We start from the raw sequence: 18,485 nt of genomic DNA, 5'->3' as shown, positions 1-18,485 counted from the left end.
GGGCTGCCGGCCGTGCACCGCCGGTGCGCTGGCGGCCGGGGCGGGGGCGCGGCGACGGCGGCAAGGGCGACACCTCCGAGGCGGCGGAGCGGGCGGACGGCGCCGTGGCCTCCGGGTGTCACGCGTCGCTGTCATCGCTGCCATCGCTGCCGTAGTCGACGTCGCCGCGTGTCCCGGGGCCGTGCCCGGCGGTGAGTGCACCGTAAGCCCGGCCGGGCGCCGGGTCCGGCTGCCGTGCGGGACGTTCCCCCGTACGCGGTAACGTGACCGGGTGACCTCCGCAGCAGACCAGCACCGCACCGCCCCTCCCGCCGTTTCGGTGATCATGCCCGTGCTCAACGAGGAGCGCTATCTGCGTACCTCGGTCCGCCACATCCTGGAGCAGGACTACGAGGGCGAGCTCGAGGTGGTGATCGCGCTCGGGCCGTCGGAGGACCGAACGGACGAGATCGCGGCGGAACTGGTCGCCGAGGACCCGCGGGTGCGCACCGTGCCGAATCCGACGGGGCGCACCCCCGCCGGGCTGAACGCGGCGATCCGGGCCTCGTCGCATCCGGTGGTCGTCCGCGTGGACGGCCACGGCATGCTCTCGCCCGGCTACATCCGCACCGCCGTGCGGCTGCTGGAGGAGACGGGCGCGGCGAACGTCGGCGGCATCATGCACGCCGAGGGGGAGAACCACTGGGAGCAGGCCGTCGCCGCCGCGATGACCAGCCGGATCGGCGTCGGGAACGCCGCCTTCCACACCGGTGGCGCCGCCGGGGAGGCCGAGACGGTCTACCTCGGGGTGTTCCGGCGGGAGGTGCTGGAGAAGCTGGGCGGCTACAACGAGGAGTTCATCCGGGCGCAGGACTGGGAGCTGAACTTCCGTATCCGGCAGGACGGCGGACGCATCTGGTTCTCCCCGGAGCTGTTGGTGTCCTACCGGCCCCGGCCGAGTGTGCGGGCGCTCGCCAAGCAGTACCGGAACTACGGGCGCTGGCGGCACGTCGTCGCCCGCTACCACGCCGGTTCGATCAACCTGCGCTATCTCGCGCCGCCGACGGCGGTGCTGGCGATCGCGGCCGGCACGGTGGCCGGGGTGCTGGTGACGCCGTGGGCGCTGGTGGTGCCGGGCGGGTATCTGGCGGCGATCGCGGCGGGTTCGGTGCCCGCCGGGCGCGGTCTGCCGGCGGCGGCGCGGGCCCGCATCCCGCTCGCGCTGGCCACCATGCACATGTCGTGGGGGTGGGGCTACCTCACCAGTCCGCGCGAGCTGGCCCGCAGGGTGATCGCCTCGACCCGCGCGCCGCAGAACGCCTGAGTCCCCGCGCGGGCCGGCGCCGGTGTGCCGCCGGCCCGCGGGGGCTCAGAAGGTGTGGCGGGGGTTGACGGTCATGCAGGCCGAGTTGTCGTCGCCGTTGAGTCCGTCCAGGCTGTCCGGCACCTTGCTGTCGTCCTCGTGGTCGGCGGCACCGTCCTCGCGCGGGGTTTCCGTCGGGTCGGCGGTGGCGTCGGGTGCGGCGGACGGGCCCGGTGCCGGGGACGTGGAGATGTTCGGGTAGTCGGCTCCGGCGCGCCAGTCGGCGCCGACGGTGAGCGTGATCCCGGTCTCCGCCGCCGACTGCCTGACCAGCTTCCTGGGGATGCCCAGCGCCTCGGCGACCGCGAGGGCGTCGCCGTGCAGGTCGGCGGAGCCGTAGCTGATCTGGGTGTCCCACTTGGAGACCCGGGTGGTGTCGGCCCAGGCGCGGCTGAAGCCCTTGTGCTGCAGCCTGCCGGCGACGAGGGAGGCGCGGCCGGCGACCGGTGCCTGGGCGGCGGTGCCGGTGCCGTTGAGCACCCGGACGTTGATCTCGGCGGGCGGCGCGGCGGGGTCGCTCGGCTCGGGGTTCTCGTCCGGCAGCCTGCGGCCCTTGTCGCGGCCGTCCAGCGCGATGTCGTGGCGGATCATGGAGAACACCTTCTCGGCGTCCCCCTCCTTGGGCAGTACGTAGCTGCCGCCCTGCGAGTACACCCACGGCATGGTCGCCATGGTGATGCGCTTGGTCGGCACCCGGCGCAGGTCCTCGCCGAGGTCGTAGAGCTTCTTCACGGAGCCCAGGCCGTTGTCGACGGTGAGCGCCCTGGTGGCCTGCTCGGCGAGGTTGCGGAGCTTGCCGGGGTTGGTGAGTTTGGTGCCGGCCTTGAGCTCGCGGACCATCGCGTTCATGTACATGTGCTGGGCCTTGGCCCGGCCGAGGTCGGAGCCGTCCTCGAAGCCGTGCCGGGTGCGCAGCCACTGGAGTGCCTGCTCGCCCCTGACCACCGTCTCGCCCGCCTTGAGCCGGAGGCCGGATTTGCGGTCGTGCACGTTGCGGTCGACGCAGACCGGCACCCCGCCGACCGCGTCCGCCATCGACACGACACCGGCGAAGTCGACCATCATGAAGTGGTCGATGGGTATGCCGGTCAGCTCCTCCCAGGTGGCGACCGTGCAGCCGGGGCCGCCGTTCTGCAGACTGGCGTTGATCTTGTCGATGCGCTGCGCGTAGACCCTCTTGTCGTCAGGGTCGGTGCACTTGGGAATGGTGACGCGGGTGTCGCGGGGAATGGAGAGCACGGACATGTTGCTGCGGTCCGCCGAGACGTGCAGCAGCATCTGGACGTCGGCGAGCGGCGGCCTGCCCCGGTCGCCCCTGGCGCCGCCGAGCCGCACGTTCTCGTCGCTGTTCCGGCTGTCGGAGCCCAGCAGCAGGATGTTCATCGGCGCCTGACCGGCGGCGTTGGGCTGGCTCTTCTCCAGCTTGTTGTCGCCCAGGTGCAGGTCGTCCTTGGTGAGGTTGTTGTTGAGGTGCTCGATGTAGAGCCAGCCTCCGCCGGCGGCGCCCAGTATCAGCAGCGCGAGTCCGCCGGCGACCCAGCCGACCACGCGCCCGCGTTTTCGCCGCGTCTCGCCGCCGCGTCGCCGTCCCCCACCCCCGCCCGGCCCGGCCGCCGGGCGGGGGCCGGGTACACGTTCGGCCTCCGCCGGCGCCGTCGGCCGGCCGGTCTCGCTCATGGTCCGTTGTCGCACGGGACCCTCCCCCTCGGTTGTCCTCGTCCGACTCACTTGGCGCACACGTTCTTGTCCCCACCGTTGATCTTCTGAACGCCTTCGGGTGCCTCGTCGGGTGCCTCGATGGGCGTGCCGGCGGCCACGAAGTCGGCGCCGAGCGTCAGCGTCATCGGCACGCCCTCGCCGGCGTCCTCGGCCTGCTTCCGCAGGGCCTTCTTCGGAAGCCCCATCAGCTTCGCCAGGGTGGCGGCCTGTCCGGCCTGGTCGGGACCGTACTCCAGGGTGGTCGTCCGCTGTGTGGTGTCGGCGTTGCCGGAGTTGGTGGCCAGGCGGGCGCTGTGGCTGTTCTGGAGCCAGCTGACGGTTTGCTGGGCGGAGCCGATCGGACCACCCCCGTTGTAGACGTTCACCCGCACCTCGGCCGCCGGGACCCTCGGCACGTCCTCCTTCTCCTTTGACCCCTTGCCGTCCTTACCGGTTCCCGCGAGCGACTTGTCGGCCTTGATCATCTGGAAGATCGTGCGGGCCTTCGGCTCGTCGAGGACGACGGTGGCCTTCTTCGGATCGTTCGGGTTGTCGATGACCGGGAGCGTGGCGAAGGTGATGTTCTTCGGGTTGACGCGCTGCAGGTCGGAGGCGAGTTCGGCGAGCTTGGTGACCTGGCCGATGCCGGTGTCGACGGTCAGCGCCTTGGTCGCCGCGTCGGCCAGCTTCCACGCCTTGGTCGGGTTGGCGAGCGAACCGCTCGCCCTGACCTCGCGGAACATCGAGCTGAGGAACTGCTGTTGCAGCTCGATGCGGCTGAGGTCGCTGCGCAGCCCCACCGAGTCCCGGGTGCGGACGAAGGCCAGCGCGTCCTCGCCCTGGATGCGGTGCACGCCCTTGGTCAGCTTGAGCTTGGACTTCTTGTCGTCGATGTCCTTGGCGACGCACACCTCGACGCCGCCGACCGCGGTCGAGAGCGTCTTGACGGCGTTGAAGTCCGCCATCATGAAGTGGTTGATCTCAAGGCCGGTGATCTCCTGCACCGTCCGCCATGTGCAGCCCGGGTCCCGGCCGTTCTGGCCCAGGCTCTCGTTGAAGCGGGTGTTCGGGGACCCGGGGATGACCCGCTCGTCGCCGCCCTGCTTCGTCGGGCAGTCGGGGATGTCCACGACCATGTCGCGCGGGATGCTCAACGCGGTGGCGTGCGAACGGTCCTTGGAGACGTGCAGCAGGACGGTGGTGTCCGCGTGGCCCGCGCTCTCCGCGTCGCCGTAGCCCTGGTTGCCGGCGCCGGTGCGGGCGTCGGTGCCCAGCAGCAGGATGTTGACCGGCCCGTTGCTGGTCGCGTTGTTGCTTATTCCGACGTCGACCTTGTCGATGTTGTCGTTGAAGTGCTTGTAGACGAGGTAGCCGGTGGTGCAGAGCGCGACGAGCACCACGGCCATCGTGCCACCGCCCCAGCGGAGTGCCTTCTGCCTGCCGGTGAGCTTCGGCTTGCGTTTGCGGCGGCCCCGTGTCGGCGGCTCGGGCTCGCCGTGCCGCGGGCGGGAGCGCTGACCCGGTACGCGTCCGGGCGCCTCGGTGGGCTGCCGGGTCGCTGCCCGGGCCGCGCGCCTGCCGGAACCGGGTGCTTCGGCGCCGCGCCTGCCGGCTGTCGCGCCGTCGGCCGTACGCCTTCCGGGGACGGCGGGGTCGGCCGGGCGCCTGCCGGACGGGGGGCCGTCCGGGCGGGCGCTTCCACCGCTGTGTGTGCGGGGGGCTCCGGAGGGTGACGCGGTGGGGGCCGCAGGGCCCGGAGTGACGGGGTCCAGCCGCAGCTCGTAGCTGCCGGTCTGGGGGTTGAACACCCACTGATCCGCGGGATCCACTTCTCCCGCGTGCCCACGGCCTTGCGCGTCCACGTAGCGTGCGTCCTCCGTTGAAGCCGGATCGCGTCTCTCCCCTCAGAGCGCTCCGGGCGTCGGGGCGGCTATTGAGCGCTCACCTTATCCGGCCTGCTCAGCGCCGGACCACGTCGGTGTGAAGAGTTCCCGGGCGCTATGGACCTGTTCGTGGTGGTCTGTCCCCTGACTGTGGGTGAGGCCATGCGGTCCGGGGGCGGGGAGTCAGGGCGCGCAGACGTCCTGGGAGGCGTCCCGGCCGCCGGGGGTGCGGTTGCCGTCCGGCCCGGCACGGCCGCCCGGTTCGTCGGGTTCATCGGGTTCGGGCAACGGCGGCTGGCGGTCGGCGCGCAGGTCGGCGAAGAGCCGGTCGGCCTCCGGCTGCACCAGCTCGTCGCGGTTGGGGTTCCGCTCCCACGGCTTGCGGGGCACGGTCAGGAAGCGGATGTCCTCGTCCGGGATGTCGCGCACGCTGCGGACCAGGTCGTACAGCTCGGTCAGCGAGTTCAGCCCGGCGTCCGCGGTGATGGAGGACGTCGCGGCGTCGAGTACCGGGTAGAGCCTGGTCGGGTTCATCAGCACACCGTTGCTTCGCACCTTCTTCACCAGTGACGCGAGGAAGGCCTGTTGACGGGCCATGCGCTGGGTGTCACTGCCGTTGCCGATACTCTGCCGGGCCCGTACGTATCCCAGGGCGTCCTCGCCCCGCAGGGTCTGCCGCCCGGCGGGGAGGTCGAGGTCCGCGTCCTTGTCGCGTACCGGTTCCGGGAGGCAGACCTCGACACCGCCGATGGCGTCGACCAGGCGTTTGAAGCCCTGGAAGTCGATCACCACGTGGTGGTCGACCCGGATGTCGGTCAGCCTCTCCACGGTGCGGATCGCGCAGGCCGCGCCGCCGAACTCGAAGGCCCAGTTGAACTGGGCGAACTGCGCCTTCGTCCGACTGCCGTCCGGACGCTCGCAGGCCGGTATCCGCACCATGAGGTCGCGCGGTACGGAGACGGCGGTGGCGCTTTTCCGGTCGGCTGCCAGGTGCAGCAGGATCGTGGTGTCGGAGCGGGCCGTGCCGGTGTCCCGGCCGTAGCGCCGGTTGCCGCCGCTGCGGTCGTCGGAGCCGAGGATCAGGATGTTCCGCGCGCGCCCCAGGGCCGGTTCCGGGCGCTCCCGTTCGTAGCGTTCCAGCAGCTCGGCGGTGGTGACGTCGGTGGTGATGTTGCCTTCGAGACGCTGGTAGAGCGCCCAGCCGACACCGGCACCGGCCAGGACGACCGCCGCCGCGCCCATCGCCGTCCAGCGCGGCCAGCGGCGACGGGCCGGCGGCCTGGGCCGGTCGGCTGCTTCGGGGCCGGTGGCGGCCGCCCGCTCGGGGCGGTCGCCACGTTCGGCGTCGGCATCGGTCACGGCTGCGTCCAATCCCTCGCGTTCGGCGGCTCGCGGGCGCCGGCGACGGCAGGCGAACGGGCGCCCGGCACCCGTGCGGACCTCCGGCGTCCGCGCGGGTTGTACGCCGCGGGGTGGTACACAAAGCCTGCCCCGGGCTGGGGCAGGTCCGTGGATCGATCCTGCCGCCGGGGCGGGGCGGCTACCAGTGACGTTACGCCGTATGGGTGATTCGTTCGCTTTCGCGGCGGGCGGCGAGGGTCGCAGGGTCCAGCTTCTCGGCATGCCGGTTGAGCACGATCGAGCCGCCGGCGGCCAGCGGTGCCAGCAGGCCGCGGGAGATGCCGGTCCAGTCCGAGTAGTCCCGGACGGACAGCACCCGGCTGTCCGGGCCCAGCCCGAGCGCGGCGGCGTCGGCCCGGGCCTGCTCGACGACGCGGGCGCCGGAGACCTCGCGACCCTCGATGACCATCGCCGCATCGGCGGGGGAGACGGGGGCGTAGGGGGAGAACCGGTCGCCCTGGCTCGGTACCTCCACCGCGAAGTCGTGGAAGCCGGCCGGCGGCTCGGCGAAGCGGCGACCCAGCGGCAGCAGGCTGAGCGCCACCCGCTCCCCGGAGCACGCGCGTGCCGCCTCCAGCTGGTCCGGGCCGCTGACGACAAGGTCGGCGGCCGCCGGGTCGCCCTGCGGCACCACCACCACCCCGGCGGCCGAGCAGGCGATGATCCACACGGCGGACTGCCAGTGCGCCGGGAGCAGCAGGGCGAGTCGGTCGCCCGGCTCGGCCGACAGCTCGTCCTGGAGGAGGTTCGCGGTCTTCGCCACCCAATTGGCGAAGGTCGCCACCGAAAGTTCGACGCGCTCGCCCGTGGCGTCGTCGTAGAAGGTCACCAGCGGACGGGCGGAGTCCGAGTCGAGTGCCGATCGCAGCAGGTCGGCGGGGGTGCGGTCAGTCGCGTGCATGACCGTCAGGGTAGCCGGACGCGGTCGTGGCGCTCAGGGTGACAGCCGCCTCTTCCGGCGGCGTGTGACGGCGTGTCAACCGAGGGGTCGTCAGCTGACGAATAGACACATTACGGACGATATGCACACGATCTTCTCATGCGTGCGATTCTTGCAGCCTCTCTCGGTTCCCTCTGCGCGGCCGCGCTGCTGGCGCCCTCCGCGTCGGCCGCCACCACCGCACCGGCCGCGGACGCCGTACCGGCACAGGCCGGCGCCGCCGACGTCCGGACCGCCGGACAGCCCACCGCTCCCGGCGCCGCCGGCCTCGTCCGACGCGACGTCGCGCCGTTCTCCCTCCTCGGTGTCGTCTGGGACGACGCCTCCCAGGACCTCAACGCCCGCGTCGAGGTCCGCACCCGGGCCGCCGGGACCGACCGCTGGTCCCGCTGGCTCGAGTTGGAGAGCCACCGGGACGCCCCCGACAGCGAGTCGCCCGAGCGTGACATCCGCGGCAGCACCGCTCCGATGTGGGTCGGAGAGGCCGACGGCGTCGAGGTACGCCTGATCCCCCAGGCCGGCGCCGACGCCAAGCCGCTGCCCGGCGGCCTGCGGGTCGCGCTCGTGGACCCCGGCAGGGACGACGCGGCCGGTCAGCCCCGGGACACCGACGGGACGGACGACAAGCCGGGCAAGAACCCCAGCCCGGAACTCAGCCCCGAGGCCGCCGCCGCGAGCGCGGTCAACGCCCAGCTCGCCGAACTCGGTGCGGAGCTCATCCCCCCGCTCAGCCGCAAGGAGACCCAGGCCCAGCTGACCGCCGGACAGGGCGGCGGCGGCACGGACGCCCACATCGGACCGCGCCCCGGCATCGTCACCCGCGCCGGTTGGAAGGCCAACGAGTCCTGGCGGGAACGGCAGTTCCTCTACACCAACACCGTCAAGGCCGCGTTCGTCCACCACACGGCCATGAGCAACAACTACACCTGCGCCCAGGCCCCCTCGGTGATCAGAAGCATCTACCAGTACCACACCCAGACCCTCGGCTGGCGGGACATCGGCTACAACTTCCTCGTCGACAAGTGCGGCACGATCTACGAAGGCCGCGCCGGAGGTGTGGCCAAACCCGTCCAGGGCGCGCACACTTACGGCTTCAACACCAACACCACGGGGATCGCCGTGCTCGGCTCCTTCGGTGCCACCGTGCCGAGCCGGGAGGCCGTCGAGGGTGTCGCCAAGCTCATCGGCTGGAAGCTCGGACTGCACGGCATCAACCCGGTCGGCAGTGTGACGCTCACCTCCGGCGGCGGAAAGTACCCGGCGGGAACCGCCGTCACCATGCGGGCCGTCTCCGGCCACCGCGACGGCTTCGCCACCGAGTGCCCCGGGGCCCAGCTCTACGGCAACCTCGGCACGGTACGCAGCCTCGCCGCCCGCCTCCAGGGACGCTGACCGGCGGGAACACCACACCAGGCCGCGGGCGGCCCGGACCGACTGGTCCGGGCCGCCCGCGCACCCGTTTGCATACACTGGCCGCTCGTACGTACGGGTAACCACCTCGTACGGGTACAGGGCGGCTCCGGCAGGAAGCAGAGACGGTGACAGAAGCGATACTCCTCGTCGGGGGCAAGGGAACCCGGTTGCGCCCGCTCACGGTCAACACGCCCAAACCGATGGTCCCGGCCGCCGGCGTGCCGTTCCTCACCCACCAGCTGGCCCGGGCCAGGGCGGCCGGTGTCGAACACATCGTGCTGGCCACCTCCTACCTCGCCGAGGTCTTCGAGCCGTACTTCGGCGACGGCTCCGCGCTCGGCCTGCATCTGGAGTACGTCACCGAGGAGGAGCCGCTGGGCACCGGCGGCGCCATCCGGAACGTCGCCTCCCGGCTGCGCTCGGCGCCCGGCGAACCGGTGCTGATCTTCAACGGCGACATCCTCACCGGCCTGGACATCCCGGCCCTCGTCGACACCCACCGCCGTACGGGCGCCGACGTCTCCCTGCATCTGACCCGGGTGGCCGACCCCCGGGCGTTCGGCCTGGTTCCCACGGACGCCGCCGGCCGCGTCACCGCCTTCCTGGAGAAGCCGCAGACGCCCGAGGAGATCGTCACCGACCAGATCAACGCCGGCGCGTACGTCTTCACCCGTTCGGTGATCGACACCATCCCCGCGGACCGCCCCGTCTCCGTCGAGCGGGAGACCTTCCCCGGGCTGCTGGCCGAGGGCGCGCACCTGCAGGGCATGGTCGACTCCACCTACTGGCTCGACCTCGGCACCCCGCAGGCCTTCGTGCGCGGCTCCGCCGACCTGGTGCTGGGACGGGCCCCCTCGCCCGCCGTGCCGGGCCGACGCGGCGAGCGGCTGGTGATCGAGGGCGCCCGGGTCGCGCCGGACGCCAAGCTCACCGGCGGCACGGTCGTCGGCGCGGGGGCCTTCGTCGGCGCGGGGGCCCGGGTGGAGGGCAGCACCGTGCTGGACGGCGCGGTCATCGAGGCGGGCGCGGTCGTGCGCGACTCGCTCATCGGCGCCGGCGCGCGGGTGGGGGCGCGCACGGTGCTGGACGGCGCGGTCATCGGCGACGGCGCGGTCGTCGGAGCCGACAACGAGCTGCGGGAGGGCATCCGCATCTGGTGCGACGCCCACATCCCCGACGGCGCGGTGCGCTTCTCCGCCCCCGCGGCCTGAGCGGCCGCCGTCCGGGTTCTGGGCGGCTGGTCGGTTGTTCGAGAACGGCGGGGTGTCTGGCTTAGCCTGGCCGGGTGCCCGCCGTCCGCAGCTGGACCCCGCCCGGTCCCTACGACCTGTACCGCAGCCTGCGTGTGCTGCAACGCGGTCCGGGCGACCCCGCACAACGCCGCCACGACGGGGCGCTGTGGCGGACCAGCCGCACCCCGGACGGCCCGGTCACCCTGCGGCTGGCCGAGACCCCGCCGGGCCGGATCGAGGCACATGCGTGGGGCCCCGGCCGCGACTGGGCACTCGACCGGCTGCCGACACTCCTCGGCGCCGAGGACCGGCCCGAGGACTTCGTCCCCCGGCACGCGCTGGTCCACGCCGCCCACCGGCGCAACCCCGGCCTGCGGCTCGTCCGCACCGGACTGGTGCTGGAGTCGCTGATCCCCTCGATCCTGGAGCAGAAGGTCACCACCGACGAGGCCTACCGGGCCTGGCGGCTGCTGCTCCAACGGCACGGCGAACCCGCCCCCGGCCCGACCGAGCTGATGCCCGCCCGCATGTACGCGCCGCCGGACGCCGCGGGCTGGCGGCGCGTCCCGTCCTGGGAGTGGCACCGGGCGGGCGTCGACGACAAGCGGGCCGCCACCGTGCTGCGGGCCTGCCGGGTCGCCGCCCGACTGGAGGAGGCCGCGACGATGTCGCCGGACGAGGCGTCCGGGAGGCTCCGACTGGTGCCCGGCATCGGGCCGTGGACGGCGGCCGAGACGCTGCAGCGCAGCAACGGCGACCCCGACGCCGTCACCGTCGGCGACTTCCACCTGCCGGACATCGTCGGCTACGCGCTGACCGGCCGCCGCGGCCTCGACGACGCGGCGATGCTGGAACTGCTCGGCCCCTACGCCGGCCAGCGGCACCGCGCGACGAGGCTGATCCTGCTCGCCGGCCGGGTGCCGGAACGCCGAGGCCCCCGCTTCCCGGTCGGCGACATCGCCCGCCTGTGACGTCCGCGCCGGGCGCCTGTGCGCACCGCGCCTGTGCGCACCGCGCCTGTGCGCACCGCGCCTGTGCGGCGGGCCGACCGGCGCGGGGTGCTGCTGCGGGGGCTTCGGCGGCGCTCAGCGGCGGAGGACGAAGTCCTCGGCGCCGCGTGGCGCGCGGGGTGCCGGCGCACCGGCCGGGTGGCCGACCGCGACCGCGCCCATCGGGTCCCAACCGGACGGCAGATCCAGCGCCTCGCGCACCACGTCGCGGCAGAACATCGTGGAGGAGATCCAGGCCGCGCCCAGCCCCTCCCCGGCGAGCGCGACGAGCAGGTTCTGCACGGCGGCCCCGGCCGAGACGACGAACATCTCGCGCTCCGCCCGCGCCCGGCGCTCGTCCGGATACGTATGCGCCCCCTCGTCGACCAGGCAGGGAACGACCAGATAGGGCGCGCGGCGCAGCACGTCGCCGCGTCGCACCCGCCGCCGCACGCTCTCCTCCGAGCGGCCGTCGGCGCGCAGGTCGGCGATCCAGGCGTCGCGCATCGCGTCCAGCAGCCGTTCCCGGGAGGCCGCCTCGGAGAGCAGGACGAAGCGCCAGGGCGTCGTGTGGTGCGGGGCGGGGGCGGTGACCGCCATCTCCACGGCCCGCAGCACCGACGACTCCTCGACCGGCTCGTCGGTGAAGTCGCGGACCGTGCGGCGCAGCGCGACCGCCTCGCGGACCGCCTCCGAGGTGCCGAGCCGGAACATGTCCCGTTCGGGGGAGCGGACGAGCGCGCGCGCCCCCCGTGCCGCGTCCGGGTCGTCCTCCGGCGCGGTGAGCCGTCCCAGGCCCCGGACGACCGACACCGGCACGCCGTCGGCCTTGCCCTTCACCAGCTCGCCCGCCGCCGCGAGTTCGTCGGCGACGGCGGTGACCGTCACCGCGAGCGGATTGCCGTGCGCGTCGACGCCGCCGCGCAGGTCCTCCAGGACCCGCACCCCGGCGGCACCGATCGCCACGTCCGTCTGCCCGGTGCGCCAGGGGCGCCCGAAGGTGTCGGTGACGACCACGCCGACGTCGACGCCGAGAATCCGCCGCACCCCGGCCCGGACGCGGCGGGCGGACTCGTCCGGGTCGACCGGCAGCAGCAGCACCGTGCCGGCGGGCGTGTTGGACGCGTCGACACCGGCGGCCGCCATCACAAAACCGTGCCGGGACTGCACGATCCGGGACGCCCCCCGCCGGGCGACCACCCGGACGCTCTCGGCGTCGATCGCCGCCTCGCGGTCGTCGGCGCGCAGCAGCCGGCCCTCCGCCTTGCTGACGATCTTGGAGGTGACCACCAGGATGTCGCCGTCCCGCAGCTCCGGCACCCCCGGTGAGCCGGTGACGGCGTCGGCGATGAGCCGGGCCAGGTCGTCCTTCTCCCGCACCTCGGGGATGCCGGGAAGCGCCCACACCCGGTAGCCGGGCGGTTCGGCGGTGCGGCCGGTCACGCGCGCACCTCCTCGGCGAGGGTCAGCGCCTCGGCGGCCATCAGCGCCGTGGCGTCCGGACCGCTCATCATCAGCGGCACCGCGCGGCAGCGGATACCGGCCGCCTCCACGTCGGGCACCGCGTCCGCGTCGGCCGTGTCCACCAGCCAGCCGTCCAGCAGGCCGGAGCCGTAGTGCCGGGCGACGGCCTGGGCGGTGGTCTCCACGCCGATCGCGGCGAGCATCTTGTCGGCCATGCCGCGCACCGGGGCGCCGCCGACGATCGGGGACAGCCCCACCACCGGCACGTCGGCGTCCGCGATGGCCTCGCGGATGCCGGGAACCGCGAGGATCGTGCCGATGCTCACCACCGGGTTGGACGGCGGGAAGAGCACGGTGTCGGCGGCGGCCAGGGCCTCCAACACCCCGGGCGCGGGCTTGGCCTGGTCGGCGCCGATCGGCACGACGGCGTGCGCGTCGACGGCGGCCCGCAGCCGTACCCAGTACTCCTGGAAGTGCACGGCCCTGCGTCCGCCCGCGCCGTCGCCCGCGTCGCCGCGGCCGGGGTCGGCGGCGGCGTCGGGGTCGTCGACGAGGACGTGCGTCTCGACGCGGTCGTCCGTCATCGGCAACAGCCGCACACCGGGCTGCCAGCGCTGGCACAGCGCCTCGGTGACCGCGCTGAGCGGATAGCCGGCGGAGATCATCTGGGTGCGGACGATGTGGGTCGCGAAGTCCCGGTCGCCCAGGCCGAACCAGGCGGGGCCGACGCCGTAGGCGGCCAACTCCTCCTTCACGGTGAAGGTCTCGTCGGCCCGACCCCAGCCCTGCTCCTCGTGGATGCCACCGCCGAGGGTGTACATCACCGTGTCCAGGTCGGGACACACCTTCAGCCCGAACAGATGGATGTCGTCACCGGTGTTGCCGATGACGGTGATCTCGGCGTCGGGCGCCGCCTGCCTGAGGCCGCGGAGGAACCGGGCGCCGCCGATCCCGCCGGCCAGAACCACAATGCGCTGCATGCGGCCCAGTCTGTCAGTTGGGGTCAGTCGGCGGTCGGACTCGGGGTCATGAGGGGCGCGGCGGGAGCGGGCAGCGGGGCCGTGGCCCGCGCCGGGGCGCGGTGCGTCGTGGAGTGGGCGGTGTGCTGCGTCGTGTGGTCGGTCGTGGGGTGCATGGGCATGCGGGTCAGACCGGGGAAGTAGACGTGCAGACTGACGGCCGGGTCGAGGGTGTTGTTGCTGATCTCGTGCGGACGGCCGGGAGTGACGAGGCGTTCACCGCCGGGGGTCAGCCGCCGCTCGCCGGCGGCCGAACGCTCCGTCAACTCGCCCGCCAGCACGGTCAGCACGCTGGAGGAGTCGCCGTGGTCGTGCGGGCCGGTGCCCTGCCCGGGCAGCCAACTGAGCAGCCAGACCTCGTAACCGGGGCCGGTGCGCAGCCGGTGGTACCAGCGGGTGACGGGGTCGTACCGGACGAGTGCGGCCCAGCCCGCCCGGTCCGCGGCGATCTCCCGGGCCAGACCGGCGAAGCCGGCGACGGTGCTCGGGTGCTCCGGGGTGGGCGGCAGGAGGTGCTGGATGGCGAGCAGATCGCCGGCGATCTCGACGTCGCTGTTCACGAGGGTGCGGTTCCTTGCGTGTCGGCTGAGCGGGAGGGAACGGATTCGCGGGGGCCCGAACCGGCGGGCGCGCGGCGGGGCCCGGAAGGCTCAGGGGTTCACCGGGGCGTGGCGGAGTGGCCTGGCGGGCCCGCGGTGGGCTGTCGGAGCGCGGGGAGCGCGAAGGGTCTCCCCGGCCTCAACAACAGCAACAGCGACAGTGCACCCGGGCAGCGCGGAGGGACCCGGCGGTGCGGGCCTTGCTGAGCGCGGGCGTGACTGGCATGCGTCCTAGGAGAGCGTGGTACGTGCCCGGCTGTCAACTGGTTGTCCACCTTGAGTGCAATGTTTCACTCGTTCAGGTTCCGGGCTTAGGTGAAAGGTTTGTGCAGCCGAAGAACCGGTTACGTGCCCGCTCACCCACTCGGGCTTGCGCCGTTGCGAAGCTGTGATCCAGTTGTGATCAGCGTCGCTTCGACGCGGGGTGTGCAACGTCTCCGGTCGCTCGGGGCGTCCTCGTCTGCATGGCGGGGTCGGCGGTCAGTGGACCGGCGATGGGTGCTGCCATCTGTCACCTTTGTGGCGATTTGAACACTTTCTGCGAACGCTTGGTTCCGCAGAGTGAATAACCGGCTCAATAGCAGATCCCGGCTTGACTGCCTCGGATCACCGCACTTGTAATTTCACTCGTGTCGTTCAAGTGCATCGATAACGGCGGCATCACGGGGACATAAAGACGGACGAGGGGCGCGAGCATGACCGAGCTGTTCCAGCAAGTGCTGGTCGAAGAGGTGGAAGAGGAGCTCGGCTGGCAGGAGCGCGCTCTGTGCGCTCAGACGGATCCGGAGTCCTTCTTCCCGGAGAAGGGCGGTTCCACCCGGGAGGCCAAGAAGGTCTGCCTGGCGTGCGAGGTCCGTTCCGAGTGTCTGGAGTACGCCCTGGCCAACGACGAGCGGTTCGGCATCTGGGGAGGACTGTCGGAGCGGGAGCGGCGGCGGCTGAAGAAGGCCGCCATTTGAGCGGGCGCCGGGTGGTGGGTCGCGATGCCGGCCGGTCGACGTCGGCGGTCCGGACTCGGCGCGGGTGCCGAGCCTCCGCGAGTCGGCGCCCCACGGCCCGTCACAGATCCCGAAACCCCGGACAGAACGGAACCATTCCGTCCATAGCGACCGGCCCCTGGTCCGGGCCCTGGTGAGCGGTCCGCTTCCCGTGCGCAGCGCGCGGTGAGCGGACCGCATTAGTGTGGGGCACCGTCCGCGACGCCACGCGTCGACCCGCCACCAAGACCGGGGCCGTAGCTCGATGTCCGTGCACAGCCATCCGGCGGCCCAGTACGAACAGGCCGCTCCCGAGTTCCCCCAGCACGTCGTCACCGCCGTGCTGGTCTCCCACGACGGTGAGCGCTGGCTCCCCGACGCGCTGGCCGGCCTGGTGGGCCAGGTCCGCCCCGTGCAGGACGTCATCGCCGCCGACACGGGCAGCGCCGACGCCTCGGCACAGCTCGTGGGCGAGGCCGTCGGCCCCGACCGCGTGCTCCACCTCGCCCGCCGCTCGGGCTTCGGCACCGCCGTCGACGAGGCCGTCCGCACCGCCCCCGTCCTCAGCCCGGACGACCTGCCCTACCTCAAGCGCCCGAGCGCCTGGGACCCCGTCAGCAAGACCTGGGACCTCGACGCCTACGACATCCCCGAGCTGCCGCACGGCGAGCCGATCCACTGGCTGTGGCTGCTGCACGACGACTGCGCCGCCGAACCGGACGCACTCCTCGAACTCCTCCGCGTGGCCGACGCCAACCCCTCCGCCGCCGTCATCGGCCCCAAGCTGCGCAGCTGGTACAACCGCCGCCAGTTGCTGGAGGTCGGCGTCACCATCGCCAACAGCGGACGCCGCTGGACCGGACTGGACCGCAGGGAACAGGACCAGGGCCAGCACGACCAGGTCCGCCAGGTCCTCTCCGTCTCCACCGCCGGCATGCTGGTCCGCCGCGACGTCTTCGAGCGACTCCGCGGGTTCGACCGGCGACTGCCGCTCATGCGGGACGACGTCGACCTGTGCTGGCGCGCGCAGAACGCCGGCCACGACGTCCTCGTCGCCCCCGCCGCCGTCCTCCGGCACGCCGAGGCCTCCGCCCGCGAACGCCGACCCATCGACTGCGCCGGCCGCACCGTCGTCGGCCCGCACCGCGTCGACAAGTCGGGCGCCGTCTACACCCTGCTGGTCAACGCCCGCGGCCGCGCGCTGCCCTGGGTGATCGTCAGGCTGCTGCTCGGCACCCTGCTGCGTACCCTCGCCTACCTCGTCGGCAAGGTGCCCGGCCAGGCGTTGGACGAGGTCACCGGCTTCTTCCGCACCCTGCTCAGACCCGGCCACATCCTGGCCGGCCGCCGCAACCGCGGCAAGCCCGCCACCGAGGCCGGCCGACTGCGCCCGCTCTTCCCGCCGCCGGGCGCGACCGTCCGGGCGACGGTCGAACAGGTCGCCGCCAACGTGACCGGACGCCTCGAACCGGAGCAGTCCTCCGGCGGCCGGCACGGCGCCGTCGAGTCCGGCCCCGGCGGAGACGACGGCGACTACCCCGAAGTCGAACAGTTCGCCCGGCTCAAGAGGATCGCCCGCAAGCCCGCACCGGTGCTCTTCGCGCTGCTCCTGCTCACCTCCCTCGTCGCCTGCCGCTCCCTGCTCACCGGCGGCGCTCTGGCCGGCGGCGCGCTGCTGCCCGCCCCCGGCGAGGCCGGTGAACTCTGGGCGCGCTACGCCGACGCCTGGCACCCCGTCGGGGTCGGCACCACCGAGTCCGCCCCGCCCTACCTCGCGGTGCTCGCCGCGTTCGCGGCCATGCTGCTCGGCAGCACCGGGCTCACCATGACGCTGCTGCTCGTCGGCTCCGTACCGCTCGCCGGCGTCTGCGCCTACTTCGCCTCCCGGGGACTCGTCGGCTCGCGTGTCCTGCGCGCCTGGGGCAGCGTCGCCTACGCCCTGCTGCCCGCCGTCACCGGAGCGCTCGCCTCCGGGCGGCTGGGCGCCGCCGTACTGGCCGTGTTCCTCCCGCTCATCGCCCGCGCGGCCGCCCGAGCCTCCACCGGCACCGGCTGGCGGGCGGTCTGGACGCTCGCCCTCCTCGTGAGCGTCACCACCGCCTTCACCCCGGTGGTCTGGCCCATCGCCGTCGTACTGACCCTCGCCGTGTTCGTGGTGCGACTGCGGCAGGGCGTCGCGGGCTCCTCCCTCCTCGTCCGGGCGGTCGTGCTGCTCGGCACCCCGCTGCTGCTGCTCGCGCCCTGGTCCCTGAGCCTGCTGACCGATCCGGCCTCCCTGTTCTCCGAAGCCGGCCTCGACATCGGCACCGGCGCCGTCGACCCCCTCCACCTCCTGGCCCTCGACCCGGGCGGCCCCGGCGCCGCCGGCGGTCTGCTGTTCCTCGGCGTGCTGCTCGCGGCCCTCGCGGCGCTGCTGCGGGCCGACCGCAGGCGGGCCGTCCTGGCTGCCTGGACCGTGGCGCTGACCGGCCTGCTCTTCGCGGCGCTGACCGGCGGCAACGGCTGGGCCGGCCCTTCCACCCTGGTGTACGGAATCGGACTGCTGACCGCCGCCGTACTCGGCGCGGAAGGCGCCCGGGGCCGAGTCGCGGCGCAGAGCTTCGGCTGGCGCCAGCCGCTGGCCGCCCTGGTCGCGCTGGCCGCGCTGCTCGCGCCGCTGGTCAGCGGTGTCAGCTGGATGATCGGCGGCGCCGGCGGCCCGCTCGAGCGTCGCTCGCCCGTCCAGGTGCCCGCGTTCGTCGCCGAGGAGAGCCGCACCACCGACCAGCCCAGAACCCTCGTACTCGACACAGCCGAGCGCGGCGACGTCCGCTACACGCTCGTCCGGGGCTCCGGCGCCCGGCTGGGCGACGGCGACCTGGCGCGCGCGACCGCCGGCTCCGGCGGCCTGGACGACGTGGTCGCCAACCTGGTGGCCGGCTCCGGCGCCGACCAGCGCGAACGGCTGGGTGCCTACGGCGTCCGCTACGTCTTCGTCCGCGCCGCCGCCGACAAGCCCACCGCGGACCCCGCCACGCGGCAGATGATCGGCGTCCTCAACGCCACCCCCGGGCTGGAACGCCTCAGCCAGCAGTCCGGCGGCGAACTGTGGCGGGTGGAGGCGGCCATCGCCCGCGTCATGATCATCAGTGAGGGCGCGCCGTCGGTGACCGTTCCCGCCGGACCGGTGGACGTCAACACGACGATCAAGTCCGGCTCCGAGGGACGGGTACTGCGGCTGGCCGACACCCGGTCGGAGGGCTGGACCGCCACCCTCGACGGCCGCGACCTCAAGCCGATCACCGTCCAGGGCTGGGCGCAGGGCTTCGAGCTGCCCGCCCAGGGCGGCCGACTCGAGGTCACCTACCAGGCGCCGCTCGCCCACCGGGCGTGGCTGTGGACGCAGGGCGCGCTGGCGGTGCTGGTCGTCGTGCTGGCCCTGCCGGGCCGCCGCCGGGACAACGACGACGACCTGCCCGAGACCGAAAGCCCCGCCCCCGTACCCGCCCAGTCGACCGGCACGGAACCCGCGCCGGAAGGCCGCAGGGC

Annotated in this window: 13 protein-coding genes; 6 read left to right on the top strand and 7 right to left on the bottom strand. The window is 73.3% G+C overall.

Features of this window, described 5'->3' with window-relative positions:
• The first annotated feature begins 271 nt into the window (after nucleotides 1-271).
• Nucleotides 272-1,303, top strand: a complete 1,032-nt coding sequence (locus FNX44_RS11180) for a glycosyltransferase family 2 protein (protein WP_323369251.1) — start codon at nucleotides 272-274, stop codon at nucleotides 1,301-1,303.
• 45 nt (nucleotides 1,304-1,348) lie between these two features.
• Here the strand turns inward: FNX44_RS11180 and FNX44_RS11175 are convergent, their stop codons facing one another.
• The 4 genes from FNX44_RS11175 to FNX44_RS11160 all read right to left on the bottom strand — a co-directional run bounded on the left by FNX44_RS11175 (nucleotide 1,349) and on the right by FNX44_RS11160 (nucleotide 7,225).
• Nucleotides 1,349-3,019, bottom strand: a complete 1,671-nt coding sequence (locus tag FNX44_RS11175) for an LCP family protein (protein WP_143647894.1) — start codon at nucleotides 3,017-3,019, stop codon at nucleotides 1,349-1,351.
• 47 nt (nucleotides 3,020-3,066) lie between these two features.
• Complete coding sequence (locus tag FNX44_RS11170; RefSeq protein WP_323369249.1) at nucleotides 3,067-4,848, bottom strand: LCP family protein; 1,782 nt, start codon at nucleotides 4,846-4,848, stop codon at nucleotides 3,067-3,069.
• A gap of 258 nt (nucleotides 4,849-5,106) precedes the next feature.
• A complete protein-coding gene (locus FNX44_RS11165; protein ID WP_323369248.1) occupies nucleotides 5,107-6,282 on the bottom strand; it encodes an LCP family protein in 1,176 nt (391 codons plus the stop codon).
• 193 nt (nucleotides 6,283-6,475) lie between these two features.
• Nucleotides 6,476-7,225: a TIGR03089 family protein gene (locus tag FNX44_RS11160; RefSeq protein WP_143647891.1), complete on the bottom strand. Its 750-nt coding sequence runs from the start codon at nucleotides 7,223-7,225 to the stop codon at nucleotides 6,476-6,478.
• 138 nt (nucleotides 7,226-7,363) lie between these two features.
• On the opposite strand from FNX44_RS11160, the gene FNX44_RS11155 reads away from it, so the two are divergent.
• The 3 genes from FNX44_RS11155 to FNX44_RS11145 all read left to right on the top strand — a co-directional run bounded on the left by FNX44_RS11155 (nucleotide 7,364) and on the right by FNX44_RS11145 (nucleotide 10,880).
• Nucleotides 7,364-8,656, top strand: coding sequence for a peptidoglycan recognition protein family protein (locus FNX44_RS11155; RefSeq protein WP_143647890.1), 1,293 nt, complete (start codon nucleotides 7,364-7,366; stop codon nucleotides 8,654-8,656).
• 146 nt (nucleotides 8,657-8,802) lie between these two features.
• Complete coding sequence (manB, locus tag FNX44_RS11150; RefSeq protein ID WP_143647889.1) at nucleotides 8,803-9,888, top strand: mannose-1-phosphate guanylyltransferase; 1,086 nt, start codon at nucleotides 8,803-8,805, stop codon at nucleotides 9,886-9,888.
• 74 nt (nucleotides 9,889-9,962) lie between these two features.
• Nucleotides 9,963-10,880 carry a DNA-3-methyladenine glycosylase family protein gene (locus tag FNX44_RS11145; RefSeq protein ID WP_143647888.1) on the top strand — a complete coding sequence of 306 codons (918 nt, stop codon included), beginning with the start codon at nucleotides 9,963-9,965 and terminating at the stop codon, nucleotides 10,878-10,880.
• A gap of 114 nt (nucleotides 10,881-10,994) precedes the next feature.
• Here the strand turns inward: FNX44_RS11145 and FNX44_RS11140 are convergent, their stop codons facing one another.
• From FNX44_RS11140 to FNX44_RS11130, 3 genes are read right to left on the bottom strand one after another with little or no spacing between them, the layout of a single operon-like run.
• The gene (locus FNX44_RS11140) at nucleotides 10,995-12,341 is read right to left on the bottom strand and encodes a coenzyme F420-0:L-glutamate ligase (RefSeq protein ID WP_143647887.1); all 1,347 of its coding nucleotides are present in this window, start codon (nucleotides 12,339-12,341) and stop codon (nucleotides 10,995-10,997) included.
• The gene (gene cofD / locus FNX44_RS28565) at nucleotides 12,338-13,342 is read right to left on the bottom strand and encodes a 2-phospho-L-lactate transferase (protein ID WP_143647886.1); all 1,005 of its coding nucleotides are present in this window, start codon (nucleotides 13,340-13,342) and stop codon (nucleotides 12,338-12,340) included. The genes FNX44_RS11140 and cofD overlap by 4 nt, the downstream gene beginning before the upstream one ends.
• Nucleotides 13,343-13,365: 23 nt before the next feature.
• Entirely contained in the window at nucleotides 13,366-13,941 is a 576-nt protein-coding gene (locus FNX44_RS11130) for a cysteine dioxygenase (protein WP_143647885.1), read from the bottom strand.
• 734 nt (nucleotides 13,942-14,675) lie between these two features.
• Here FNX44_RS11130 and FNX44_RS11125 point away from each other — a divergent pair.
• Entirely contained in the window at nucleotides 14,676-14,939 is a 264-nt protein-coding gene (locus FNX44_RS11125) for a WhiB family transcriptional regulator (RefSeq protein WP_143647884.1), read from the top strand.
• Between the two features lie 283 nt (nucleotides 14,940-15,222).
• A partial coding sequence (locus FNX44_RS11120; RefSeq protein ID WP_143647883.1) for a glycosyltransferase family 2 protein occupies nucleotides 15,223-18,485 on the top strand: 3,263 nt, incomplete at its 3' end.

The sequence above is a fragment of the Streptomyces alkaliterrae genome, from assembly GCF_007097205.2.
Classification (GTDB): domain Bacteria; phylum Actinomycetota; class Actinomycetes; order Streptomycetales; family Streptomycetaceae; genus Streptomyces; species Streptomyces alkaliterrae.
This window is presented reverse-complemented; position numbering and strand designations above follow the sequence as displayed.